This window comes from Hafnia paralvei ATCC 29927, assembly GCF_001655005.1.
In the GTDB taxonomy this organism is placed as follows: Bacteria; Pseudomonadota; Gammaproteobacteria; order Enterobacterales; family Enterobacteriaceae; genus Hafnia; species Hafnia paralvei.
This window is the reverse complement of the sequence record NZ_LXET01000007.1, coordinates 1-22,150: the sequence shown is the minus strand read 5'-3', so window position 1 is coordinate 22,150 and position 22,150 is coordinate 1. Positions and strand designations below refer to the sequence as shown.

Sequence of the window (22,150 nt, the reverse complement as noted above, 5' to 3'; positions counted from 1 at the left end):
TTATTGTGCCATAATTGATCGTTTCAAGCATCGTTGCGTACAGCCAAATTCGCTAAAAATCTCCAGCAGGCCGCACCAGTACTGGAAACATTGCGTTTTTTTCGCTGGGAAACCCGACGGTGTTCAAGATTATCCAGAGCCTATCCCAATGGGTGCTCTGTGGGCATTTCCCTATACCGCAATCAGTGCGAATGGGCAGAAATGCACCGCAGATAAGCCTAATGAGATGGGTTCTTCATCCGGGAAGTCGTTAATGGATAAAATAGAAATACGGGGTGCTCGCACCCACAACCTGAAAAATATCAATCTGACCATTCCACGCGATAAGCTGATTGTCGTCACCGGATTATCAGGCTCAGGTAAGTCTTCTTTAGCGTTTGATACGCTCTACGCCGAAGGCCAGCGCCGCTACGTAGAATCGCTGTCGGCCTATGCACGCCAGTTTCTTTCGTTAATGGAAAAACCGGATGTTGACCACATTGAAGGTCTGTCTCCGGCGATTTCCATCGAACAGAAATCTACGTCGCATAACCCGCGCTCTACCGTAGGGACGATCACCGAGATCCACGACTATTTACGTTTGCTGTTTGCTCGCGTTGGCGAGCCACGCTGTCCGGATCACGATGTTCCATTAGCGGCGCAAACCGTCAGCCAGATGGTGGATAACGTATTAACACAGCCAGAAGGCAAACGTCTGATGCTGTTAGCGCCGATCGTGAAAGATCGTAAAGGCGAGCACACCAAAACACTGGAAAATCTGGCCGCGCAGGGCTACATCCGCGCACGTATAGACGGTGAAGTTTGCGATCTTTCCGATCCACCAAAACTAGAGCTGCAAAAGAAACATAGCATTGAAGTTGTCGTTGACCGCTTCAAAGTGCGTGAAGATATGGCGCAACGCTTAGCAGAATCATTTGAAACTGCATTAGAGCTTTCCGGTGGTAGTGCGATTGTTGCCGATATGGACGACAGCAAAGCACCCGAACTGCTGTTTTCGGCTAACTTTGCCTGCCCAATATGCGGCTACAGCATGCGTGAACTTGAGCCACGTTTGTTCTCCTTCAACAACCCGGCCGGCGCCTGTCCAACCTGTGACGGCTTGGGTGTTCAGCAGTATTTCGATCCGGATCGTGTGGTACAAAACGCTGAGCTTTCTTTAGCCGGTGGCGCTATTCGCGGTTGGGATCGTCGTAACTTCTACTATTTCCAGATGCTGAAGTCTTTAGCCGACCATTATCATTTTGATGTGGAATCCCCATTCGAGAGTTTGGATGCCAAAACACAGAAAGCCGTGTTGTATGGTTCAGGCAAAGAATCGATTGAATTCAAGTACATCAACGACCGTGGCGATATTACAGTGCGTAACCACCCGTTTGAAGGTGTACTGCACAATATGGAGCGTCGCTACAAGGAAACGGAATCTTCTGCCGTACGCGAAGAGCTATCGAAGTTTATCAGCAACCGCTCCTGTGCTTCGTGCCACGGCACTCGCTTACGCGAAGAGGCTCGCCACGTCTTTGTGGAGAACACTACGCTGCCAGAGATTTCCGATCTGAGCATTGGCAACGCGCTGGAGTTTTTCCGTGATATCAAATTACAGGGTCAACGCGCGCAAATTGCCGAGAAGATCCTGAAAGAGATCGGCGACCGCCTAAAATTCTTGGTCAACGTCGGACTGAACTATCTAAGCCTATCTCGCTCAGCAGAAACGCTCTCCGGCGGTGAAGCTCAGCGTATTCGCTTAGCAAGCCAGATTGGTGCCGGATTAGTGGGCGTTATGTACGTGCTGGATGAACCCTCTATTGGCCTGCACCAACGCGATAACGAACGCCTGTTGGAAACGCTAGTCCATCTGCGTAATTTAGGTAACACCGTCATCGTTGTAGAACATGATGAAGATGCCATTCGTGCCGCCGATTATGTGATTGATATCGGCCCTGGCGCGGGGGTTCACGGTGGTGAGGTCGTTGCCCAAGGTTCGGTTGACGAAATCATGGCGGTGCCAGAGTCGTTGACCGGTCAGTTCTTAAGCGGCAAACGTGAGATCGCGGTTCCTTCCGAGCGCGTACCTGCGGATGCCACCAAAGTGCTGAAGCTTATTGGCGCCAGCGGGAACAACTTGAAAGACGTCACGCTGACACTTCCGGTCGGTCTTTTTACCTGCATAACCGGTGTTTCCGGTTCGGGTAAATCAACGCTTATCAACGACACGTTATTCCCGATTGCGCAGCGCCAGTTAAACGGCGCTACGCTGTCTGAACCTGCGCCTTATCGTGCGGTAGAAGGCATGGAACATTTCGATAAAGTTATCGATATTGACCAAAGCCCTATCGGTAGAACTCCGCGCTCGAACCCAGCAACGTACACCGGTATCTTTACGCCAGTACGTGAACTGTTTGCCGGTGTGCCGGAGTCACGTGCTCGTGGTTATAATCCCGGCCGTTTTAGCTTTAACGTAAAAGGCGGTCGCTGTGAGGCCTGTCAGGGCGATGGCGTTATTAAAGTCGAGATGCACTTCCTGCCGGATATTTATGTGCCTTGTGACCAGTGTAAAGGTAAGCGCTACAACCGAGAGACGCTGGAGATCAAGTACAAAGGCAAGAGCATCCATGAAGTGTTGGATATGACCATTGAAGAAGCTCGTGAATTCTTTGATGCCGTTCCCGCATTGGCGCGAAAACTACAGACGCTGATCGATGTAGGTCTGTCTTATATACGTTTAGGTCAGTCGGCCACAACGCTATCTGGTGGTGAGGCTCAGCGCGTAAAACTCTCTCGTGAGCTGTCGAAACGTGGTACTGGGCAAACGCTGTATATTCTGGATGAACCTACCACGGGCCTGCATTTTGCCGATATTCAGCAGTTGCTGGCGGTATTGCATCAGTTACGCGATCAGGGCAATACGATTGTGGTCATTGAGCATAATCTGGATGTGATTAAAACGGCGGATTGGATCGTCGATTTAGGTCCAGAAGGCGGCGGCGGCGGCGGGCAGATACTGGTGTCCGGCACACCGGAAACGGTGGCTGAATGTGAGCAATCACATACCGCCAGATTCTTGAAGCCATTGCTGAAAAAGAAATAATCCCTACCGATGACACCATAAGCCAAACACCCCGATGGCATCACCATCGGGGTGTTTTATATTTTGACATTCGATATCCGCTAACTGGAAAAATAAAGACTAAAGCCCTTGGCGGGTTTGCTCACCAACATGGTTAAGCGCCAATGAGTAAGAGCCGTCTACTAGCTTATAGAGCAATGAATCATTGAGCGTTCCATCAAGAAAGATAGTGCTCCAGTGGGCTTTATTCAGATTAGGGCTGGGTACAATATCTTTATGTTCGCTGCGCAGTTGCGCGGCCTGCTCGCAGCTCATTTTTAGTGCGACGGCAGGACGTCCTTCAATATGATCAACCATCGCAAACATAACACCGCCCACTTTTACCTGATTGGCACGCCAGCGATTTTGAACGCTTTGCTCTGCCCCAGGTTTCGCCATGCAGTATTGCAGAAACGCCGAATTATTCATGAACAATATCCCCTTGTATAGTTGCGACGATCCGACGGCTACCGCCGTGCACGCGGTGTTCGCCGAACCATATACCCTGCCAGGTTCCCAACTGTAGTTTTCCCTTGCATATTGGCAACGTTAACGTCGTGCCAAGCAGCGATGACTTGATGTGCGCAGGCATATCATCAGCGCCTTCATAGTCATGCTCGTAGGGAGCATCTTCGGATACCGTACGCATAAAATGACGTTCCATATCGTCACGGACAGTGGGATCACAGTTTTCATTGAGGGTTAACGACGCGGAGGTGTGCTGTAGCAGCAGATGCAATATTCCCACGTTGACAGAGGCTAACTGTGGAAGTTTTTCGATAATTTCATCGGTGACCAGATGGAAACCACGCGGTTTTGCATGCAAAACAATAGTGTGCTGATACCACATCTTCAGACGTCCTTAACTAGTATATTCTTTGTACAATTCACGGCAACTTTTAGGCATCAAAAGTTATGTAAAGGCGTGGTTAGCCTACGCTTCAGCCACATAATTTGCAGTAGCCAATTCGATTTCGCATCGCAAACCAACGTAAAAAGCCCATGTACTTTTGATACATAGGCTAAAAAAATTATTTATATTGCTGAATATCAACTAGTTATAAACGGAGCTCCAGCGATTCGCCATCCATGTTCCGCTGCTTTGCATGAGAAAACCGAATATTCCTCCCAGACACAAAGTCAAAACCACCGACAGCCAGCCAGACTGGGAACCAAACAGCGCACAGGCACCAATAAAACTACCGGGAACAAAACAAAGCGTACGCAGCCGCGACTGGGCACACATCATGAAAGATATCGCGCCCGTTATCACCGCGGCATAGCTAAAACCCGTTGAAGTCGTCAGCGCAATAGCAATAGCGGCCCAGCTTGCACCGCTAATATTCGCTGCCATACCGCGACATAGCCCTGCTAGCCCTTTGCTGGGGATCGCAAAATAGGTTGTACAGCCTAAGAAGCCAATCCAACTCATCAGCACGAACTGTTCGGCTAACCATGCCCAAACACCGGATAAAACACCGGTGCTTAAAGCAAGGCAAAGCAGCAACCGAGTTTCACTTTTCATCATGACGCTATCGCTAGTGCTCCAAGGCCGATGAACAGGCCTGCAATGGTTGCACTCATCAGATTAGAGAGCGTAGCCGCAAGCAGAGCACGTAATCCCAAGCGCGCAATGTCAGATGCCCGCTCTGGCGCAACTGCGCTGAAAGCTCCCACTACAACCGCGATTGAACCGAAGTTTGCAAAGCCACAGAGCGCAAAAGAGATAACGGCGATGGTTTTTGGATCTAGAACGCCAGCCGCATCCTTGAGATACGGAGAGAAATTCACATAAGCCACAAACTCGTTGATCGCCAGCTTTTGCCCGATCAACCCACCGGCTAGCGCGGAGTTATCCCAGCTAACGCCCATGATGTATGCCAGAGGTGAGAAAATATAGCCCAACAAACTTTCAAGGCTAACGCCTGACCAACCAAACAATCCACCAACGCCGCCAACAATACCGTTAATCAACGCAATTAATGCAACGAACGCCATCACCACCGTCGCCACACCTACGGCGATCTTAAGCCCTAACATCGCGCCACTCGCCGCAGCCTCAATAACGCTAGCTGGGCGCTTATCGCTAAATGACATCTGGCTAAACTCAACCTGAGATGCCTCCGTCGCCGGGCTCAGCATACGGGCAAACAAGATCCCGCCCGGAATTGCCATTAGCGATGCGGCCAGCAAATACTCAATAGGCACGCCTAAACCCGCATACCCAACCAACATAGAACCTGCAATTGACGCCATCCCGCTGCAAATCACCGTGAATAGCTCGTTGCGGTTCATTTTGCTAATAAACGGTTTGAGCACCGCAGGGAGTTCATTTTGCCCAAGAAATATCGTGGTGACCGCAGCAAAAGCCTCCACTTTGCTTACACGCATCATTTTCTGGAAAACGTAACCAAGAATATTAATAACCCATCCCATGACACCGATATAATAAAGAATTGAGATCAGTGAGGTAATAAAAATGATCGCGGGTAATACGTGAAATGCAAATACGAATCCAGCCCCGTCGAATAACACATTCATCTTGGGACCAACTAGACCACCGAAAATAAATGAGCTGCCAGCATCACTGTATGAAATAACCTTATTTACACCAGCAGCAATAGAGTTAACTAGCCACTTTCCTGCAGGGATATAAAGCATGACGGCACCGAGGATAACCTGTAGTAATAAAGCCGCACCAACTGTTCTTAAGCTTATTTTTTTTCGATTGTTAGAAAATACAAAGGCAATTAAAAGAAGAATACCGATACCGAACAAGCTGCGTAATAAGTCCATAAATCCGTCCTTTCAATATATACGTCTCTACCTGAAAGGGGATGAGAGCAAACAGATGCCCATCCACCTTTCAGGTCGGCGTTTTTATTTAGTTGTTAATATCAGGATAAAACTTAAGGAATAACGCTGTTTTTATGCTGCCGTTTCTTGGTAACAACGTGCAATCTGAGCAGCCAATTTTGCATTGTTGAATACCAATTGAATATTCGAGTGCAGGCTATCACCTCCTGTCAGTTCAGCCACTCTCGCCAGTAGGAACGGCGTACTATCTTTACCATGGATACCCTGTTCAACCGACTCCTGAACCGCCTGCTCAATGGCTGCATTAATTTTGGCTTCAGGCATCGCAAACTGCTCAGGGATCGGGTTAGCAATTACCATTCCGCCTTCCAAACCAGACTGCCACTTGGTCGCCATTGCTTTGGCAATCTGCTCTGGTTCATCTAATTGGATGCTGACTGAGAATGGGCTAGTGCGGCAGAAAAATGCCGGTAATACCTGAGTCCGATAGCCAATCAACGGCACACCGTGCGTCTCGAGATATTCCGTGGTGAGGCCTAAATCTAGAATCGATTTGGCACCCGCACAAATCACCGCCACGTTGGTTTTCGCCAGCTCTTGTAGATCCGCAGAGATATCAAATGTTTGCTCGGCACCGCGGTGAACACCGCCAATACCGCCGGTAGCAAAGACATGGATGCCTGCCATTTCGGCGATAATCATGGTAGACGCCACGGTTGTTGCACCATTCTTCCCTGCGGCTACGATAAACGGCAGATCTCGGCGACTCACTTTTGCCACGTTGTGACCTTCTTTGCCAAGTAATTCAATCTCTTCGCGAGATAAGCCCGCTTTCATTCGGCCATTAATAATCGCAATCGTTGCCGGAACAGCGCCGTTTTCACGGATTTGCTGCTCTACCGCCAACGCCGTTTCCGCATTTTGTGGATAAGGCATGCCATGAGAGATAATGGTAGATTCTAAAGCAACAACAGGACGATTATTGGCTAATGCCTCAGCTACTTCCGGCGAAATATCCAGATACTCATTGGTCATAACGTTATTTTTCATGATTGTAATTCCAACAGTTTTTGAACACTGCCATTTGACAGATTAGGGTTATTGGTAAACTCAGATGAAAGGGTTAATGCAGAACATCCCTGTGCAAAACGAATACTTTCGGCAAGCGTCATATCCTCCAGCCAACAGCTGGCCAGCCCTGCCATCATGGCATCACCGGCACCAGTGACGTTCACGATATTGACCGGCAGAGGGCTGGACCAGCCGCTTTGACCGTCAATTTCACTGTAATAAACACCCGCAGGTCCCATACTCAGCGCAATTCTCTGTACACCTTGTTCGTGGAACCATGCCGCCACAGCGGGAGCATCTTGCGGGCCAGTAATCGTCATCCCGCTAAGGATCTCAGCCTCAAGGCGATTCGGTTTCAGCGTATGAATATGTGATAACCAATTGCGGATTTTTGGTGCTTTGAATGCAGAGACCGTATCTACAAAGATTGGAACGCTACCTGCGTGGCTAAATAACCATGCCAGAGCATCTTCCGTCAGGTTACAATCCACCACTAATACACCCGCGTGCTGAATAAGATCTTTGGACGTTGCTAATAATGCCGGTGTTAGCTTCTCTAATATCCGCATATCATTAATAGCGACTAGCATTTCGCCACTTTCATCTAACAAAGAAACGTAGGTTGATGTGCTTTCGCCATGTAACTTGTGAAAACTATCAATATGGACACCGGCTAATTTTGCCTGTTCTAATAATGTATCGCCGTAAAAGTCATCGCCAACCACCGAAATCAAATGGCATTCACGACCTAATAAGGCAATGTTTTGTGCTATATTTCGCCCGACACCGCCGGGCGTGCACTTTATTTTCCCTGGGTTGGAGTCTTCATAAACTAATTTAGATGCAGAGTATCCGCAGACATCCATATTAGTGGAGCCTACAGTCACCACATAACTGTGTTCAGATAATATATATCCCTTTCCTTTGATATATCCTTTCTTCATTAAATTCATAATATGTCCTGCTACACCAGAGCGGCTAATACCTAAAACATCGGCAATTTCCTGCTGTGGGATCAAAGGATCACGTCTCAGAAGCTGCAATATCTGCTTTTCTCGGCTAGTCATATTGGACACTTGTTTGTTTTTAAACATGCGTTTGTTTTAAGCTGCTATTGGAAAACAGTAAAGCGAGATTTAGAAGTTTGAGAAGGAATTGGGAAGGCGATCGTAATTAGTGTGAATACGTTTTCATCCCTTATTTTGTGAACTCTATCATGCTATCAATCTGGCTATTTATGCCTAAAACCTACAGAAAAAAACATTAAAAATAATGCAGAATTTTATTCTTTTAATAACGATTAAAAAACATAGAGATAGGAATTTTCTAAAAACATTCTAACTTTTGTTTGCTCAGTCAGTCATTATCGATTTTGAGCGATTCATCAGTGTGCAACTTGCCTAGAGCAACGAGATCGGCTTCACGTTTACCCAGCCGCTTTTTGACAGTTACGCTTGAAAAAATGGCATAAAAAAAGCTCCCGAGAATATCGGGAGCTTAAGCAATAGAACAACAGAGCTACACCGCAGCAAAAGACTGAGCGATACGCTGCGCGTTAGCATGGTTCATGCCCGCGACGCACATGCGCCCGCTGGCGATCAGGTACACACCAAACTCTTCGCGTAAGCGATCGACCTGCTTGGCACTCAGGCCGGTGTAACTGAACATACCGCGTTGGCTCATCAGGTAATCAAAATTACGTTGCGGCAAGACAGCTTTAAGCCCATCCACCAGCGTGCGACGCATTTCAATAATGCGAAGGCGCATGCTTTCCACTTCTTCCAGCCACATTGCCTTTAGCTTAGGATCGTTAAGTACAGTAGCGACCACCTGAGCACCAAAGTTTGGTGGACTGGAGTAAATACGACGTACGGTAGCTTTAAGCTGACCTAGTACACGATTTGCCGCTTCAGGGCTCTCACATACAACGGATAGCCCGCCAACACGCTCACCGTAGAGCGAGAAAATTTTCGAGAAGGAGTTACTGACCAAGCAAGGTAGCTCAGCCTGCGCCATCGCACGGATAGCATAGGCGTCCTCCTCCATACCAGCCCCAAAACCTTGGTAAGCAATATCAAGGAACGGGATAAGCTCACGCGCTTTCGCTACTTCAATGACGCGATCCCATTGTTCATTGGTGAGATCGGATCCCGTTGGATTATGGCAGCAGGGATGCATCAAAACGATACTGCGAGCAGGCAGCTGATTTAGCGTGTTCAGCATGGCATCAAAGTTAACACCCAACGTTTCAGGATCGAAATACGGATACTGATGCACTTTGAAACCCGCCCCCGAGAAGATCGCAATATGGTTTTCCCATGTTGGATCACTAACCCACACTTCAGAGTCAGGGAAATAATGTTTTAAGAAATCGGCACCCACTTTAAGCGCACCAGAACCACCAATCGTCTGCACTGTAGCAATACGATTTTGGGCAACCATAGAGTGCGAATCGCCAAACAGCAAACTCTGAATCGCGCTACGATAAGGCGCTAACCCTTCCATTGGGAGATATAACGATGCTGCGCCAGCACGCGCATTAAGGATCTCTTCTGCTGCGGCCACCGCTTTAAGCTGAGGAATAGTACCTTCCTCGTCATAGTATAAACCGATGCTAAGGTTTACTTTATCTGCACGAGGATCCTGTTTGAAGGTATCCATCAGCGAAAGGATCGGGTCGCCTGCGTAGGCGTCAACATGCTGAAACACGGGTGCTCTCCTTGGAATCACGGGTGGGTAAAACGGCTGTAATGCCCTAAATAATTGGCGTAGCTAACGCAACAAGTATGACGGGCATAAACACAATAACCTTGTCGATGACCATAAAGCTATAGCCAATTACTTCGTCCAGACCGATCTTTTTGGGCTAGGCTTAATGAATATGTTTTCACTAGAACGGACTGGCTTTTCTGTTCGGCCTATCCAGTAGATGTAAAGGAGATAACTATGTCCACACAACCTCTTATCAAGCTGAGCGACGGTCACGCGATGCCACAGCTGGGTTTAGGCGTTTGGCAAGCGACGAATGAACAAGTGGTGACGGCAATCGAAACCGCTCTGGAAACGGGGTATCGCTCAATTGATACCGCAGCAATTTACGGCAACGAGGAAGGCGTTGGTAAAGCGCTGGCGGCCTCAAACATTTCTCGCGACGAGCTATTTATCACCACAAAACTGTGGAATTCAGATCAAAGCAATCCCGCTAAAGCACTTGAAGAAAGCCTGCAGAAATTGCGACTCGACTATGTCGATCTATACCTGATTCACTGGCCGGCACCGGCACAAGACAAATATGTATCCGCTTGGAAATCACTGATTGATTTGAAAAAGCAGGGGTTAATTAAGAGCATTGGCGTGTGTAACTTTAATATCCCGCATTTACAGCGTTTGATCGACGAGACCGGCGTTTCACCCACCGTAAATCAAATTGAACTGCACCCCTTAATGCAGCAAAAACCAATGCATGCATGGAATGCGACACATCATATCGCCACAGAATCTTGGAGCCCGCTAGCACAAGGCGGCGAAGGTGTATTTGATACCGAGATCATTCATAAGTTGGCACAAAAATATGGAAAAAGCCCAGCGCAGATCGTCATCCGTTGGCATCTAGATTCAGGGCTGATCGTGATCCCTAAATCGGTCACGCCTAAACGCATCCGTGAAAATTTTGGGGTGTTTGATTTTAAACTGGATAAAGAAGAGTTGAGCCAAATAGCTAAACTGGATTGTGGTAAACGCCTGGGTCCAGATCCTGATACGTTTGAGAAAATCTAGTATCAGCCATCCTTCACCTCCCCCTATTCAGGGGGAGGCATAAAGAATATTACTTACCTTTTGCCACGCGAGGTGCTTTTCGCCCCGCACTCGTTCCCGTTGAAGGTCTGTTCGCTCCAGACTTTGCCGTTTGTGGTTTGCCTTTGAAAGGCTTACCTGCTGACGCGGCTTTATCATGAGATTTATCACGTCCTGCTGCTGACGCGTCGCTGCGAATCGATTTTGGCTTCGCATTGCGCTGCTCAGGCTTAGCGGGAGCGCCAGTGTGTTTGGTCATCGCCGGACGCATATTTCGTTGATAACCACGGCGCGCTTCGCGCTGCTCTTCCAAGGTTGGCGCAGGAACTAAACATTCACGGCGAGCACCAATCAAATGCTTCATGCCCATCTCTTCTAACGCGGTACGGATCATTGGCCAGTTAGCCGGATCGTGATAGCGCAGCAACGCTTTGTGCAGACGGCGCTGACGATCGCCTTTAGGCACCACAACGTCTTCACTTTTGTAATCCACCTTGCCCAATGGGTTTTTGCCCGTGTGATACATGGTGGTGGAGTTCGCCAGCGGTGATGGATAGAAGTTTTGTACCTGATCCAAACGGAAGCGGTTTTTCTTCAGCCATAACGCCAAATTCACCATATCTTCGTCACGCGTTCCCGGATGAGCAGAAATAAAGTAGGGAATCAGGTACTGCTCTTTACCGGCTTGTTTGGAATAGGTATCAAACAGCTCTTTAAAGCGGTGATAGCTGCCCATACCCGGCTTCATCATCTTGGACAGAGGCCCTTCTTCGGTATGCTCTGGCGCAATTTTCAGGTAGCCGCCAACGTGATGAGTCGCCAACTCCTTGATGTAACGTGGATCCTCGACTGCCAGATCATAACGCACACCAGATGCGATCAGGATTTTCTTCACACCCTCGAGATCGCGGGCGCGACGGTAAAGTTTGATCGTCGGCTCATGGTTGGTATCCATGTGTTGGCAGATTTCTGGATAAACACAGGAAGCACGACGGCAGGTTTGCTCAGCACGCGGAGACTGACAACGCAGCATGTACATGTTAGCCGTTGGGCCACCGAGATCGGAAATCACGCCGGTAAAACCAGGAACTTTATCGCGGATCTCTTCGATCTCACGAATGATAGAATCTTCGGAACGACTCTGAATGATGCGTCCTTCATGCTCGGTGATCGAGCAGAACGAACAGCCACCATAGCAACCACGCATAATATTGATGGAAAAGCGGATCATCTCATAGGCAGGAATGCGCGCACTGCCGTAGGAAGGATGAGGGACTCGTTGATAAGGCAGCGCAAATACGCTGTCCATTTCTTCCGTGCTCAGCGGGATCGCAGGAGGGTTAATCCAGATATAACGGTCGCCATGCTTTTGCATTAAGGCTCGTGCGCAGCCAGGATTGGTTTCATGATGCAAAATACGCGACGTATGCGCATACAGCACTTTGTCATTTTTCACTTTTTCATAAGATGGCAGCAGCACGTAGGTTTTCTCCCACGGCTTTGGCTTAGGCGCACGCACGGTAATCGTCTGCACGTCGTCATCTTTTTTCTTGCCCGCATCAGGAGCACAGGCAAGATCGTCGCCATAAGGGTTTGGGATCGGTTCGATACGTCCTGGCTTATCCAAGCGCGTAGAGTCAACACCGCTCCAGCCCGGTAAAGCTTCTTTGCGCATGACAGCGGTGTTGCGAACATCAACGATGCTTGAAATTGGCTCGCCAGAAGCCAAACGATGTGCAACCTCAACCAGAGGACGCTCACCGTTGCCATACATCAGCATGTCTGCTTTCGAATCCACCAGTACAGATCGGCGAACAGTGTCAGACCAATAGTCATAATGAGCAATACGACGCAGGCTAGCCTCAATACCGCCTAAAATAACCGGAACGTCACTGAATGCTTCTTTACAGCGCTGGGTATAAACCAGCGTGGCACGATCGGGGCGTTTGCCGCTTTCATTATTTGGCGTATAAGCATCATCGTGACGCAATTTTCGGTCTGCAGTGTAACGATTAATCATCGAATCCATATTGCCGGCGGTCACGCCGTAAAATAGATTCGGTTTGCCTAAACGCATGAAATCTTCTTTGCTGGTCCAATCCGGCTGCGCAATGATACCGACACGGAAGCCCTGTGCTTCGAGCATACGGCCAACAATCGCCATACCAAAACTTGGATGGTCAACATAAGCGTCGCCGGTAACCAAAACGATGTCACAGCTATCCCAGCCAAGAGTATCCATTTCTTCACGCGACATGGGTAAGAACGGGGCGGTACCATAACACTCGGCCCAATATGGCGTGTAGGAGAACAAATCGCGTTCTGGCTGGATCAGGCTGATACTACTCATGACATCACTCTTTTTTATGTATTGGGGGAAGATTGCACTGCGGCAGATTGGGCTAACATTCAGGAGCTAACGCTTGTGGTTAACAAAGCACCAATATCAGGGCGGCGATTATACGCATTTGCTCGTACAAAAGAGAGGGATATTTATAGTTTATACCCATGAGCCCTACTCATACGGTATGTCGCAACCCCCAAAGTTAACGGGCAATACTTGCCTTAGACCACATTAGCCACAACAATAGCGTAATAACTTCTCACTGTGCGCCCATAAACTTATGTCTAACCGATTGACGATTAAAGATATTGCTCGCCTTAGCGGCGTGGGTAAATCCACGGTTTCTCGCGTCATTAATAAAGAACCCGGCGTCAAACCAGAAACGCGCGCACGCGTGGAAGAAATTATTAACCAGCAAAATTTTGCACCCTCAAAATCTGCTCGAGCCATGCGCGGTCAAACAGATAAAGTGGTCGCTATTATCGTGTCTCGCCTCGATTCCAATGCTGAAAATCAGGCCGTTCGCGCGATGTTACCGATGCTGTATGCGCAAGGCTATGACCCTATTTTATTAGAGAGTCAATTTGAACCAGAACGCGTGCAGGAGCACTTAACCGTTCTATCCCGTCGCCATGTCGACGGCATTCTGCTCTTCGGTTTCACCGGTTTAAATGAGTCTATGCTGTTGCCGTGGCGAGACAAGCTAGTCGTTCTCGCATGGGAATATGAGCAATTAACGTCGGTTCGCTATGACGATAGTGGGGCTGTAACCTTATTGATGGACGCACTGCTCGCAAAGCATCATAAAAATATTGCGTTCGTTGGCGTGAAACTATCGGATGCGACAACGGGTGGCCGGCGCTATAAAACCTATCAGTCCCTGTGCCAAAAACATCAATTAACATCCTCTAGCGCTCTCGGTGAGCTAACTTATCAAAGTGGCTATCAGCTGGCACAGCAGGTGATATGCCCCGAGACAACGGCAATTATCTGTGCTTCGGATACCATTGCCCTTGGTGTAAGTAAGTACTTACAGGAGCGGTCTAGAGGTGATGTTGTCGTCTGTGGTATGGGTAATAATTCGTTGCTCGAATTCTTATACCCGCAAACTTTTTCTATCGATCTAGGCTACGCCGAAGGTGGACGTCTGGCCGTGAAGCAATTACTCACTTTGCTGCATAATCCTGAATCTCATCGCCACATTACCGTTCCTTGTGTACTGCGTACCCCTGCTAATTAACGTTGCGCAAAACGACGTTTACGGCGATAGGCAAATACATCATCTACCATGCCGTTGTTGATCCTTTGCTGCAAGCTGCGCCAATAGTTTGCGGTAAATAAATCACCGTGCATTTCAGCAAAAAGCCGCCTAATGCGCGCATCTCCGCATAGAAAATGTTGAAACTCCTCAGGGAAAACATCATTGGGCGAAATGCTGTACCAAGGCTCACTGGCCATCTCATCCTCGGGGTAGCGCGGCGGGGGTATATCACGGAAGTTTACCTCCGTCATATAGCAAATTTCGTCATAATCATAGAACACCACACGCCCATGTCTGGTGACTCCAAAGTTTTTAAACAGCATATCACCAGGAAAAATATTGGCCGCGGCCAGCTGTTTGATGGCATTGCCATATTCTTCAATCGCATCATGTAACTGACGTTCATCAGCCTGCTCAAGATATATGTTAAGCGGTATCATTCTGCGTTCAATATAGAGGTGGCGAATCACAATCCTATCGCCTAAATCTTCCAATTTTTCAGGAACTTCTTTTTGTAACTCTTCCATCAAATCTGGACTAATACGCCATTTTTCGATAACAAAGTTTTCATACTCTTGTGTATCCGCCATGCGCCCCACGCGATCATGCTCCTTAACCAACTGATAGCAGGCCTGAACACGTGCCGGATCGACTTCCTTTTGTGGCGCAAAGGTGTCTTTAATCACCTTAAATACTCGATCAAAAGAGGGTAATGTAAATACCAGCATCACCATACCGCGGATACCCGGCGCGATGATGAATTGCTCTTTTGATTCAGCCAAATGTTTTAAATATTCGCGGTAGTATTCCGTCTTTCCGTGCTTTTGACAGCCTATCGCCATATATAATTCAGCCGTCGTTTTACCCGGTAAAATCTCGCGTAACCAGTCAACAAGTGCTGCAGGTAAGGGGGCATACACCATAAAGTAGGAGCGAGCGAAACCAAAAACGATACTGGCCTCGTCCAAGCGTGTTAAACAAGTATCAACAAATAGCGCTCCCGCTTCATTATGATGAATAGGCAACAGAAATGGATAAACCCCCTCTGGCGTGTGCAGTTTTCCCACCAGCCATGCTGCTTTATTACGGTAAAACAGTTCATTAGCCACCTGCAAACGACTGCAATTTAACGTTTCGGCGCTAAACGTATTTTCCAAATGACCCACGATATAATTCACGTCCCGAGCACGATCCTCCCACGGCAGACGCAGCGGCAGCTCGGTCAGAAGATCGCTAATGAGAAAACGCCAACCGCTATCTGGTTTGAACGTTCTGGCCAACGGACGGGGAAACTCGCGCCAATGGCGTTCGGGCTGAGAGCTAAAAACAAACAGCTTATCTGGCGTCAATTCTCGATGATTGAACAGGCGGCAATAGACCGAATTAAAAAAGCTTTCAGCAATTTCAAAGCGCGGATATTCCGGTAACATTTCGGTGTATACGGTTTTCACCCGCGCGAGAAATTCGGCGTCATGGCATAAAGGCCCCGTCATCCGGCGCAACTGCTCCACGACCAGTCCAACATGATGGTCATACAGATGAATACGCTTTTTCATCGCCTGTTGGATAGCCGCCCAATTCGCTTTTTCAAAGCGCTGCTGGGCTCCGGCGGTAATTTCAAGAAAGCGCCCATACTGCGCATCAAAGCCCTGTAAGATCGTTTGAGCAATCAGTTGTTCCATACCAATAGCCATCTCTGCCACCTCACCTGCTATCCGACAAAAACGGGCAGAGCATCTGCCCTACCCGTTCAAATATCCAAAATCGTTGGTGTGCGGCCGCCCAACATTCTGACCGCGTTAAATTCGCTGGATACTTAGAATTGCTGCTCTTCCGTCGATCCCGTCAGCGCTGTCACCGAAGATGCCCCGCCCTGAATCACATTGGTGACCTTATCGAAATAGCCCGTTCCGACTTCTTGCTGATGAGAGGCAAAGGTGTAACCCTGCTTTTGCGCCGCAAACTCACGCTCTTGGACTTTCTCTACATAGTGTTTCATCCCTTCGCCGTTGGCATAGGCATGAGCCAAGTCGAACATGTTGAACCACATGCTGTGAATGCCCGCCAGCGTGATGAATTGGTATTTGTACCCCATCGCAGAAAGCTCATCTTGGAAACGCGCAATGGTTTGATCGTCTAGATTCTTTTTCCAGTTGAAGGATGGAGAACAGTTATAGGCCAGCAGTTTGCCGGGATACTGTGCATGAATGGCGTCAGCAAAGCGTTTCGCTGCATCTAGATCTGGTGTCGAAGTTTCACACCATACTAAGTCTGCATACGGCGCGTAGGCTAAGCCACGGCTGATTGCCTGCTCAATGCCAGCATGAGTACGGAAGAAGCCTTCAACGGTGCGCTCACCCGTCACAAATGCGCTATCGTAGCTGTCGCAGTCCGAGGTAATTAAATCGGCGGCGTCAGCATCGGTGCGCGCAATCACTAGGGTAGGAACCCCCAGAACGTCAGCCGCTAAACGTGCTGCAACCAGCTTTTGGATAGCCTCCTGTGTTGGAACCAGAACCTTCCCCCCCATGTGACCACATTTTTTCACTGAGGCCAGTTGGTCTTCGAAATGGACGCCACCGGCACCCGCTTCAATCATCGACTTCATCAGTTCAAACGCATTCAGCACACCGCCAAACCCCGCTTCAGCATCCGCAACAATAGGCAGGAAGTAGTCGGTAAATTTGCTGTCGCCCGGCTCAATACCGTTTGCCCACTGGATCTGATCTGCGCGACGAAATGAATTATTGATACGCTCAACCACGGCGGGTACTGAATTCACCGGATACAGTGACTGATCGGGATACATACTGGATGCCAGATTCGCATCGGCAGCCACTTGCCAACCAGACAAATAAATCGCCTCTACGCCAGCCTTTGCCTGCTGTAGCGCCTGACCTCCAGTCAGTGCCCCAAGGCAATTGACGTAGCCTTTGCGCGAACCGCCATGCAGCAGCTCCCACAGTTTCGCCGCACCTTTTTGGGCCAGAGTGCACTCTGGATTCACCGAACCGCGTAGATTAACCACATCATTTGCGCTGTAAGGGCGAGTAATACCCTCCCAACGCGGGTTAGTTTTCCAATCCTGTTCCAACTGCTGAATTTGCTGATTACGTGAGGTAGACATGGCAAGCGCTCCTTGGCTTTTTCTCTATTTTATTGTTCGGTATAGGGTTAGGTTGTAGGGCTTAATTCAACAGTTCGTAACCAGGTAGCGTCAGGAAATCAATGAGCTCACTGCTGGTTGTAATCCGTTCCATTAGGCGTGCAGCTTCATCAAAACGACCGCTATCAAAGCGTGCATCACCAAGCTCTTGACGAATCACCTGCATTTCTTCTTTCAGTAGCTGGCGGAAAAGCACTGGCGTTACCTGCAGGCCATTGCTGAGCGTTTTGCCATGATGGATCCACTGCCAAATTGAGGTACGAGAGATTTCAGCGGTCGCCGCATCTTCCATCAGTCCATAGATTGGCACACAGCCATTACCGGAAATCCATGCCTCAATGTATTGAACCGCAACGCGAATATTGGCACGCATACCTTCTTCAGTTCGTTCTCCGGGACATGGCTCTAGCAGTTGTTGTGCTGTAATCGGCTCATCTTGGGAGCGAGTAACGTCTAGCTGGTTCTGGCGATCGCCCAATACCCGACCGAATACCTGCATGACTTCATCTGCCAGTCCCGGATGAGCAACCCAAGTACCGTCATGACCATTGTTTGCCTCTAACTCTTTGTCAGCACGAACCTTGTCCATGACCCATGCGTTGCGCTCAGCGTCTTTGCTCGGAATAAACGCTGCCATTCCTCCCATGGCAAAAGCACCACGCTTGTGGCAGGTTTTGATCAAAAGCCGTGAGTAAGCACTCAAGAACGGTTTTTCCATCGTGACTGACTGACGGTCGGGCAAAACGCGATCGCTATGATTCTTTAGTGTCTTGATATAGCTGAAGATGTAATCCCAGCGGCCACAGTTCAAACCAACGATGTGATCGCGCAGACTATGTAAGATTTCATCCATCTGGAATACGGCCGGTAGCGTTTCTATCAACACGGTGGCTTTGATCGCTCCACGCGGCAGATCGAAACGATCTTCGGTAAAGCTGAAGATCTCACTCCACCATGCTGTCTCATGGTAAGACTCCGTTTTCGGCAGATAGAAATAGGGGCCGCTTCCCTTCTCCAGCAGAGCTTTGTAGTTGTGGAAGAAGTACAAGGCAAAATCAAACAGGCCGCCGGGGATAGGCTCACCTTGCCAAGTGACATGCTTTTCCGGCAAATGTAGCCCACGGACACGAGCGATTAACACTGCTGGATTTGGTTTTAGCTGATAGATCTTTCCTGCTTCGTTGGTAAAGCTAATCGTTCCATTTACGGCATCGCGTAAATTAACTTGGCCTTCAATCACTTTGTCCCAGTTTGGCGCCAATGAGTCTTCAAAGTCAGCCATGAAAACTTTAACGTTAGCATTGAGCGCGTTAATCACCATCTTGCGTTCAACGGGTCCCGTGATCTCCACACGCCGGTCTTGAAGATCGCTCGGAATACCGCGAATTTTCCAGTTTGAATTTTTAATGGAATCCGTTTCCGAAATAAAATCCGGTAGTTCTCCACGGTCTATAGCTTGCTGTTGCACCTTACGTGCGGCCAACAACTTATCCCGCTGTGGGGCAAACCGAGCCACTAGATCGGTCAAGAACTCGACTGCACCGTCTGTCAGAATCTGACGTTCATTACTGCCAAATCGCTGACTAAACGCCAACTCTGTATCTATTGCCTGTTGTGTCATCTGTCTGTCTCCTGCCTAAACTCGGGACGTAATCAAATTCCCGTTCCTGTCATTCAGCCAACTTTCCCGTTGCTAATAAGCGATTAAATTTCGCACCAACAGATTAAAGAGTAGACAGTGATTTCATTAAATCAAAAACAATTTCCATTTTTATTTAAATTATTTTTATATGTCTTATCTTTCATATAGATAGAATGACATATTGATTTGTACAGCAAGAAAACCGATTCCATTAATATTTTTAAATACAGATTATTGTTAATTAAGAAAAAGAATGAGAGGGACGAACATGAGGAATGGTTTCGCTGCCAAACAGAAATTCAGCAGCGCAATTGGTAAGGAGGCGCTAAACAGATGGAGAGGGGCTATTCCAACGTCGGATTCATATAGCGCAAATCAAACGGTGTAATCTGATAAACGTAGTAGTTTAACCAGTTAGTAAACAGTAGGTGTCCATGGCTACGCCAAGAGGCTTTAGGACTATTTTCTGGGTTATCATCTGGGAAATAGTTCACTGGCACATCCGGCGTCAGCCCCGCAGCAACATCGCGGAAATACTCACCAGATAAGGTGTGAGCATCATATTCCGGATGCCCTGTGACAAAAGCCATGCGCTTGTCTTTAGTCGCAAACAGATAAGCTCCGGCCTGTTCTGATTCAGCCAAAATATCGAGATCGGTATATTCACGAAGCACATCGACAGGAAAATCAGCGTAACGAGAATGAGGTGCCAAAAAGGTTTCGTCAAACCCGCGGGTGAGTAGCGCCAGCGGTTGTAAAGTTTGATGATGGTAAACGCCAGAGAGTTTAGTTTCACGCGTAAGCTTTGGAAGACCATATAATACATTCAATGCAGCCTGTACTGCCCAACACACAAACAGCGTTGAAGTGACATGCTCTTTCGCCCAATGCACGATCTGCTCAATCTGTGGCCAATACGCCACATCGCAAAAATCTACCAGCCCGAGAGGGGCGCCGGTCACGATCAAGCCATCAAAATTTTGATCTTTGATATCTTCGAAATTACAGTAAAAGTTATCCAAGTGTTCGGCTGGCGTATTCTTAGACTCACGGCTATCGATTCGCAATAGCTGCACATCAATTTGTAGAGGGGAGTTAGAAAGCAAGCGTAGAAACTGATTTTCCGTCTCTATCTTCTTAGGCATCAGATTGAGTACCAGAACCTTTAGCGGGCGGATTTCTTGTGTTGCGGCACGCGAAGATGGCATCACAAATACGTTTTCATTCCGCAAAAAACTTACGGCAGGTAGTTCATCTGGCACCCTGATTGGCATAATCGCTGCTCCTAGACTCTTTTATAGAAAAGCATCCATATAAACGTTTAGACTTCTAGATGCCTGACGATAACGAGTTTTTAGCGGCTTGTACAGCGTGCAGGATGAAGTTGAAAATCTTTCATCCTGCACGTTGCCAATCTTGAGCCTTACATTTTGATTTCCTGACCTTTTTTATGCAGCAGCAAAGAAACTAACATCGCGATAAAACACATACCGGAAACATACCAGAAGAAAGCCGTCTCAATGCCTGCCGCTTTCATCGACAAAGCGACATATTCAGCAGAGCCGCCAAATAACGCGTTGCCCACCGCATAAGAAAGTCCAACGCCCAGAGCTCGCACCTCTGGTGGGAACATCTCGGCCTTCAGCAAGCCACCAATCGAGGTGTATAGACTCACGATTGTCAGCGCTAGCACGATCATCACGAAGGCCAGATAAGGGTTAGTCACATCTTGCAAGGTTGTCAAAATCGGTACAGTAAGCAAAGAGGCTAATGCACCAAAAGCAATCATCGAATTACGGCGCCCCACTTTATCAGATAGCCCACCAAAAATCGGTTGTAGCAGCATGAAGACAAATAGAGCCGCAGTCATAATTCCGCTCGCCATTTTCGCATCCATACCTGCGGTGTTGACCAGATATTTTTGCATATAGGTAGTGAACGTATAGAAGCTGAGTGAGCCTCCTGCGGTAAAACCGAGCACCATCAGGAAAGCTTTTTTATTGTTCCATAACCCTGAGAGCGTCCCAGCATCCTTACGTTTCCTCGTTTCCTTGCTCGAGGTCTCGTGCAGTGAACGGCGCAAATAAAGTGCAACCACTGCCAGCAGCGCGCCTAGCACGAATGGCACTCGCCATCCCCATGAACGAAGCTCTTCCGTACTCAGTGTTTGCTGTAAAACCACTAACACCAGCAGAGCAAGCAGTTGGCCACCGATCAATGTGACATATTGGAATGATGCGTAGAATCCGCGCTTGCCCTCAACGGCTACCTCGCTCATGTATGTGGCACTGGTTCCATACTCCCCACCAACGGACAGCCCTTGGAATAGGCGAGCTAGAAGCAACAGGGCAGGAGCCCAGTTACCTATGGATGCATAGGTCGGTAAACAGGCAATCACCAACGAGCCACAACACATCATACAGACTGAAATCATCATCGATGCACGGCGGCCATGCTTATCTGCAATGTAGCCAAACACCCAACCACCGATAGGACGCATGAGAAAACCGGCAGCAAACACACCCGCCGTTTGCAGAAGCTGCGTTGTGGAATCACCACTGGGGAAAAACACGGGAGCGAAGTAAAGCGCACAGAATGAATAAACATAGAAATCAAACCATTCGACAAGGTTGCCTGATGAAGCACCGACAATAGCGAAGATGCGCTTGCGAGTATCTTGCTCACCTGAGTTCTGCCCAGTCAGAGCTGGAGTAGTATCTGCCATAACAATTCCCCTACAGAGGTAAAAGGGTGCGATGGTCATTTGCCATGCACTTAATGTAAGTAAATTGTTATATATTGGTTAAAATAACACTTCAATAACTAGCTAACCAATGAGAAAGACTCGAGGTACTTGCAGCGCTTTTTGTGATATCTGTGGGAAATTTGGCTGTATGAAGGCGTTTACTTGAATGGACAAATGTTCAGATTTGTTCAAATGTTAGATAAAA

At 48.2% G+C, this 22,150-nt stretch carries 16 protein-coding genes; 3 read left to right on the top strand and 13 right to left on the bottom strand.

Annotated features, from left to right (window positions below):
- The first annotated feature begins 253 nt into the window (after nt 1–253).
- The gene (gene uvrA / locus M988_RS01685) at nt 254–3,085 is read left to right on the top strand and encodes an excinuclease ABC subunit UvrA (RefSeq protein WP_064572755.1); all 2,832 of its coding nucleotides are present in this window, start codon (nt 254–256) and stop codon (nt 3,083–3,085) included.
- Nucleotides 3,086–3,184: 99 nt separating this feature from the next.
- On the opposite strand, the gene M988_RS01680 is transcribed toward uvrA, so the two are convergent.
- The 7 genes from M988_RS01680 to M988_RS01650 form a co-directional block, all read right to left on the bottom strand.
- The gene (locus M988_RS01680) at nt 3,185–3,532 is read right to left on the bottom strand and encodes an MmcQ/YjbR family DNA-binding protein (protein ID WP_008815433.1); all 348 of its coding nucleotides are present in this window, start codon (nt 3,530–3,532) and stop codon (nt 3,185–3,187) included.
- Nucleotides 3,525–3,953 (bottom strand): secondary thiamine-phosphate synthase enzyme YjbQ, encoded by a 429-nt coding sequence (locus tag M988_RS01675; RefSeq protein WP_004097012.1) that lies wholly within the window; start codon nt 3,951–3,953, stop codon nt 3,525–3,527. Before M988_RS01675 ends, M988_RS01680 begins: the two co-directional genes overlap by 8 nt.
- Before the next feature lie 204 nt (nt 3,954–4,157).
- Nucleotides 4,158–4,631 (bottom strand): DUF1097 domain-containing protein, encoded by a 474-nt coding sequence (locus M988_RS01670; protein ID WP_008815435.1) that lies wholly within the window; start codon nt 4,629–4,631, stop codon nt 4,158–4,160.
- Nucleotides 4,628–5,899: a NupC/NupG family nucleoside CNT transporter gene (locus M988_RS01665; RefSeq protein WP_039184561.1), complete on the bottom strand. Its 1,272-nt coding sequence runs from the start codon at nt 5,897–5,899 to the stop codon at nt 4,628–4,630. The genes M988_RS01670 and M988_RS01665 overlap by 4 nt, the downstream gene beginning before the upstream one ends.
- A 132-nt stretch (nt 5,900–6,031) precedes the next feature.
- Complete coding sequence (locus M988_RS01660; protein WP_008815437.1) at nt 6,032–6,970, bottom strand: pseudouridine-5'-phosphate glycosidase; 939 nt, start codon at nt 6,968–6,970, stop codon at nt 6,032–6,034.
- A complete protein-coding gene (locus M988_RS01655) occupies nt 6,967–8,058 on the bottom strand; it encodes a PfkB family carbohydrate kinase (protein WP_233454396.1) in 1,092 nt (363 codons plus the stop codon). Before M988_RS01655 ends, M988_RS01660 begins: the two co-directional genes overlap by 4 nt.
- Nucleotides 8,059–8,509: 451 nt before the next feature.
- The gene (locus M988_RS01650; protein WP_064572575.1) at nt 8,510–9,700 is read right to left on the bottom strand and encodes an amino acid aminotransferase; all 1,191 of its coding nucleotides are present in this window, start codon (nt 9,698–9,700) and stop codon (nt 8,510–8,512) included.
- Between the two features lie 237 nt (nt 9,701–9,937).
- Between M988_RS01650 and dkgA the strand changes: the two genes are divergently transcribed.
- Nucleotides 9,938–10,768 carry a 2,5-didehydrogluconate reductase DkgA gene (dkgA, locus tag M988_RS01645; protein WP_008815440.1) on the top strand — a complete coding sequence of 277 codons (831 nt, stop codon included), beginning with the start codon at nt 9,938–9,940 and terminating at the stop codon, nt 10,766–10,768.
- Between the two features lie 49 nt (nt 10,769–10,817).
- Here the strand turns inward: dkgA and M988_RS01640 are convergent, their stop codons facing one another.
- On the bottom strand, nt 10,818–13,136 hold the full coding sequence (locus tag M988_RS01640; RefSeq protein WP_064572573.1) for a YgiQ family radical SAM protein: 2,319 nt from the start codon (nt 13,134–13,136) through the stop codon (nt 10,818–10,820).
- A gap of 274 nt (nt 13,137–13,410) precedes the next feature.
- On the opposite strand from M988_RS01640, the gene treR reads away from it, so the two are divergent.
- Nucleotides 13,411–14,370 (top strand): trehalose operon repressor TreR, encoded by a 960-nt coding sequence (treR, locus tag M988_RS01635; protein ID WP_064572569.1) that lies wholly within the window; start codon nt 13,411–13,413, stop codon nt 14,368–14,370.
- Here treR and aceK read toward each other — a convergent pair.
- The 5 genes from aceK to M988_RS01610 form a co-directional block, all read right to left on the bottom strand.
- Entirely contained in the window at nt 14,367–16,085 is a 1,719-nt protein-coding gene (gene aceK / locus M988_RS01630) for a bifunctional isocitrate dehydrogenase kinase/phosphatase (protein ID WP_064572567.1), read from the bottom strand. The two genes, treR and aceK, sit on opposite strands and share 4 nt — an antisense overlap.
- Nucleotides 16,086–16,207: 122 nt before the next feature.
- A complete protein-coding gene (gene aceA, locus M988_RS01625; protein WP_008815444.1) occupies nt 16,208–17,518 on the bottom strand; it encodes an isocitrate lyase in 1,311 nt (436 codons plus the stop codon).
- 61 nt (nt 17,519–17,579) lie between these two features.
- A complete protein-coding gene (aceB, locus tag M988_RS01620; RefSeq protein WP_064572565.1) occupies nt 17,580–19,178 on the bottom strand; it encodes a malate synthase A in 1,599 nt (532 codons plus the stop codon).
- Between the two features lie 365 nt (nt 19,179–19,543).
- Nucleotides 19,544–20,473: a homoserine O-acetyltransferase MetA gene (gene metA / locus M988_RS01615; protein ID WP_004096975.1), complete on the bottom strand. Its 930-nt coding sequence runs from the start codon at nt 20,471–20,473 to the stop codon at nt 19,544–19,546.
- Nucleotides 20,474–20,622: 149 nt separating this feature from the next.
- The gene (locus M988_RS01610; RefSeq protein ID WP_064572563.1) at nt 20,623–21,924 is read right to left on the bottom strand and encodes an MFS family transporter; all 1,302 of its coding nucleotides are present in this window, start codon (nt 21,922–21,924) and stop codon (nt 20,623–20,625) included.
- Nucleotides 21,925–22,150 lie beyond the last annotated feature (226 nt).

Bases quoted from the DNA above. Each gene is read 5' to 3' on its own strand.
- uvrA (WP_064572755.1), top strand. From the start codon at position 254: ATGGATAAAATAGAAATACGGGGTGCTCGCACCCACAACCTGAAAAAT.
- M988_RS01680 (WP_008815433.1), bottom strand. From the start codon at position 3,532: ATGAATAATTCGGCGTTTCTGCAATACTGCATGGCGAAACCTGGGGCA.
- M988_RS01675 (WP_004097012.1), bottom strand. From the start codon at position 3,953: ATGTGGTATCAGCACACTATTGTTTTGCATGCAAAACCGCGTGGTTTC.
- M988_RS01670 (WP_008815435.1), bottom strand. From the start codon at position 4,631: ATGATGAAAAGTGAAACTCGGTTGCTGCTTTGCCTTGCTTTAAGCACC.
- M988_RS01665 (WP_039184561.1), bottom strand. From the start codon at position 5,899: ATGGACTTATTACGCAGCTTGTTCGGTATCGGTATTCTTCTTTTAATT.
- M988_RS01660 (WP_008815437.1), bottom strand. From the start codon at position 6,970: ATGAAAAATAACGTTATGACCAATGAGTATCTGGATATTTCGCCGGAA.
- M988_RS01655 (WP_233454396.1), bottom strand. From the start codon at position 8,058: ATGACTAGCCGAGAAAAGCAGATATTGCAGCTTCTGAGACGTGATCCT.
- dkgA (WP_008815440.1), top strand. From the start codon at position 9,938: ATGTCCACACAACCTCTTATCAAGCTGAGCGACGGTCACGCGATGCCA.
- M988_RS01640 (WP_064572573.1), bottom strand. From the start codon at position 13,136: ATGAGTAGTATCAGCCTGATCCAGCCAGAACGCGATTTGTTCTCCTAC.
- treR (WP_064572569.1), top strand. From the start codon at position 13,411: ATGTCTAACCGATTGACGATTAAAGATATTGCTCGCCTTAGCGGCGTG.
- aceK (WP_064572567.1), bottom strand. From the start codon at position 16,085: ATGGCTATTGGTATGGAACAACTGATTGCTCAAACGATCTTACAGGGC.
- aceA (WP_008815444.1), bottom strand. From the start codon at position 17,518: ATGTCTACCTCACGTAATCAGCAAATTCAGCAGTTGGAACAGGATTGG.
- aceB (WP_064572565.1), bottom strand. From the start codon at position 19,178: ATGACACAACAGGCAATAGATACAGAGTTGGCGTTTAGTCAGCGATTT.
- metA (WP_004096975.1), bottom strand. From the start codon at position 20,473: ATGCCAATCAGGGTGCCAGATGAACTACCTGCCGTAAGTTTTTTGCGG.
- M988_RS01610 (WP_064572563.1), bottom strand. From the start codon at position 21,924: ATGGCAGATACTACTCCAGCTCTGACTGGGCAGAACTCAGGTGAGCAA.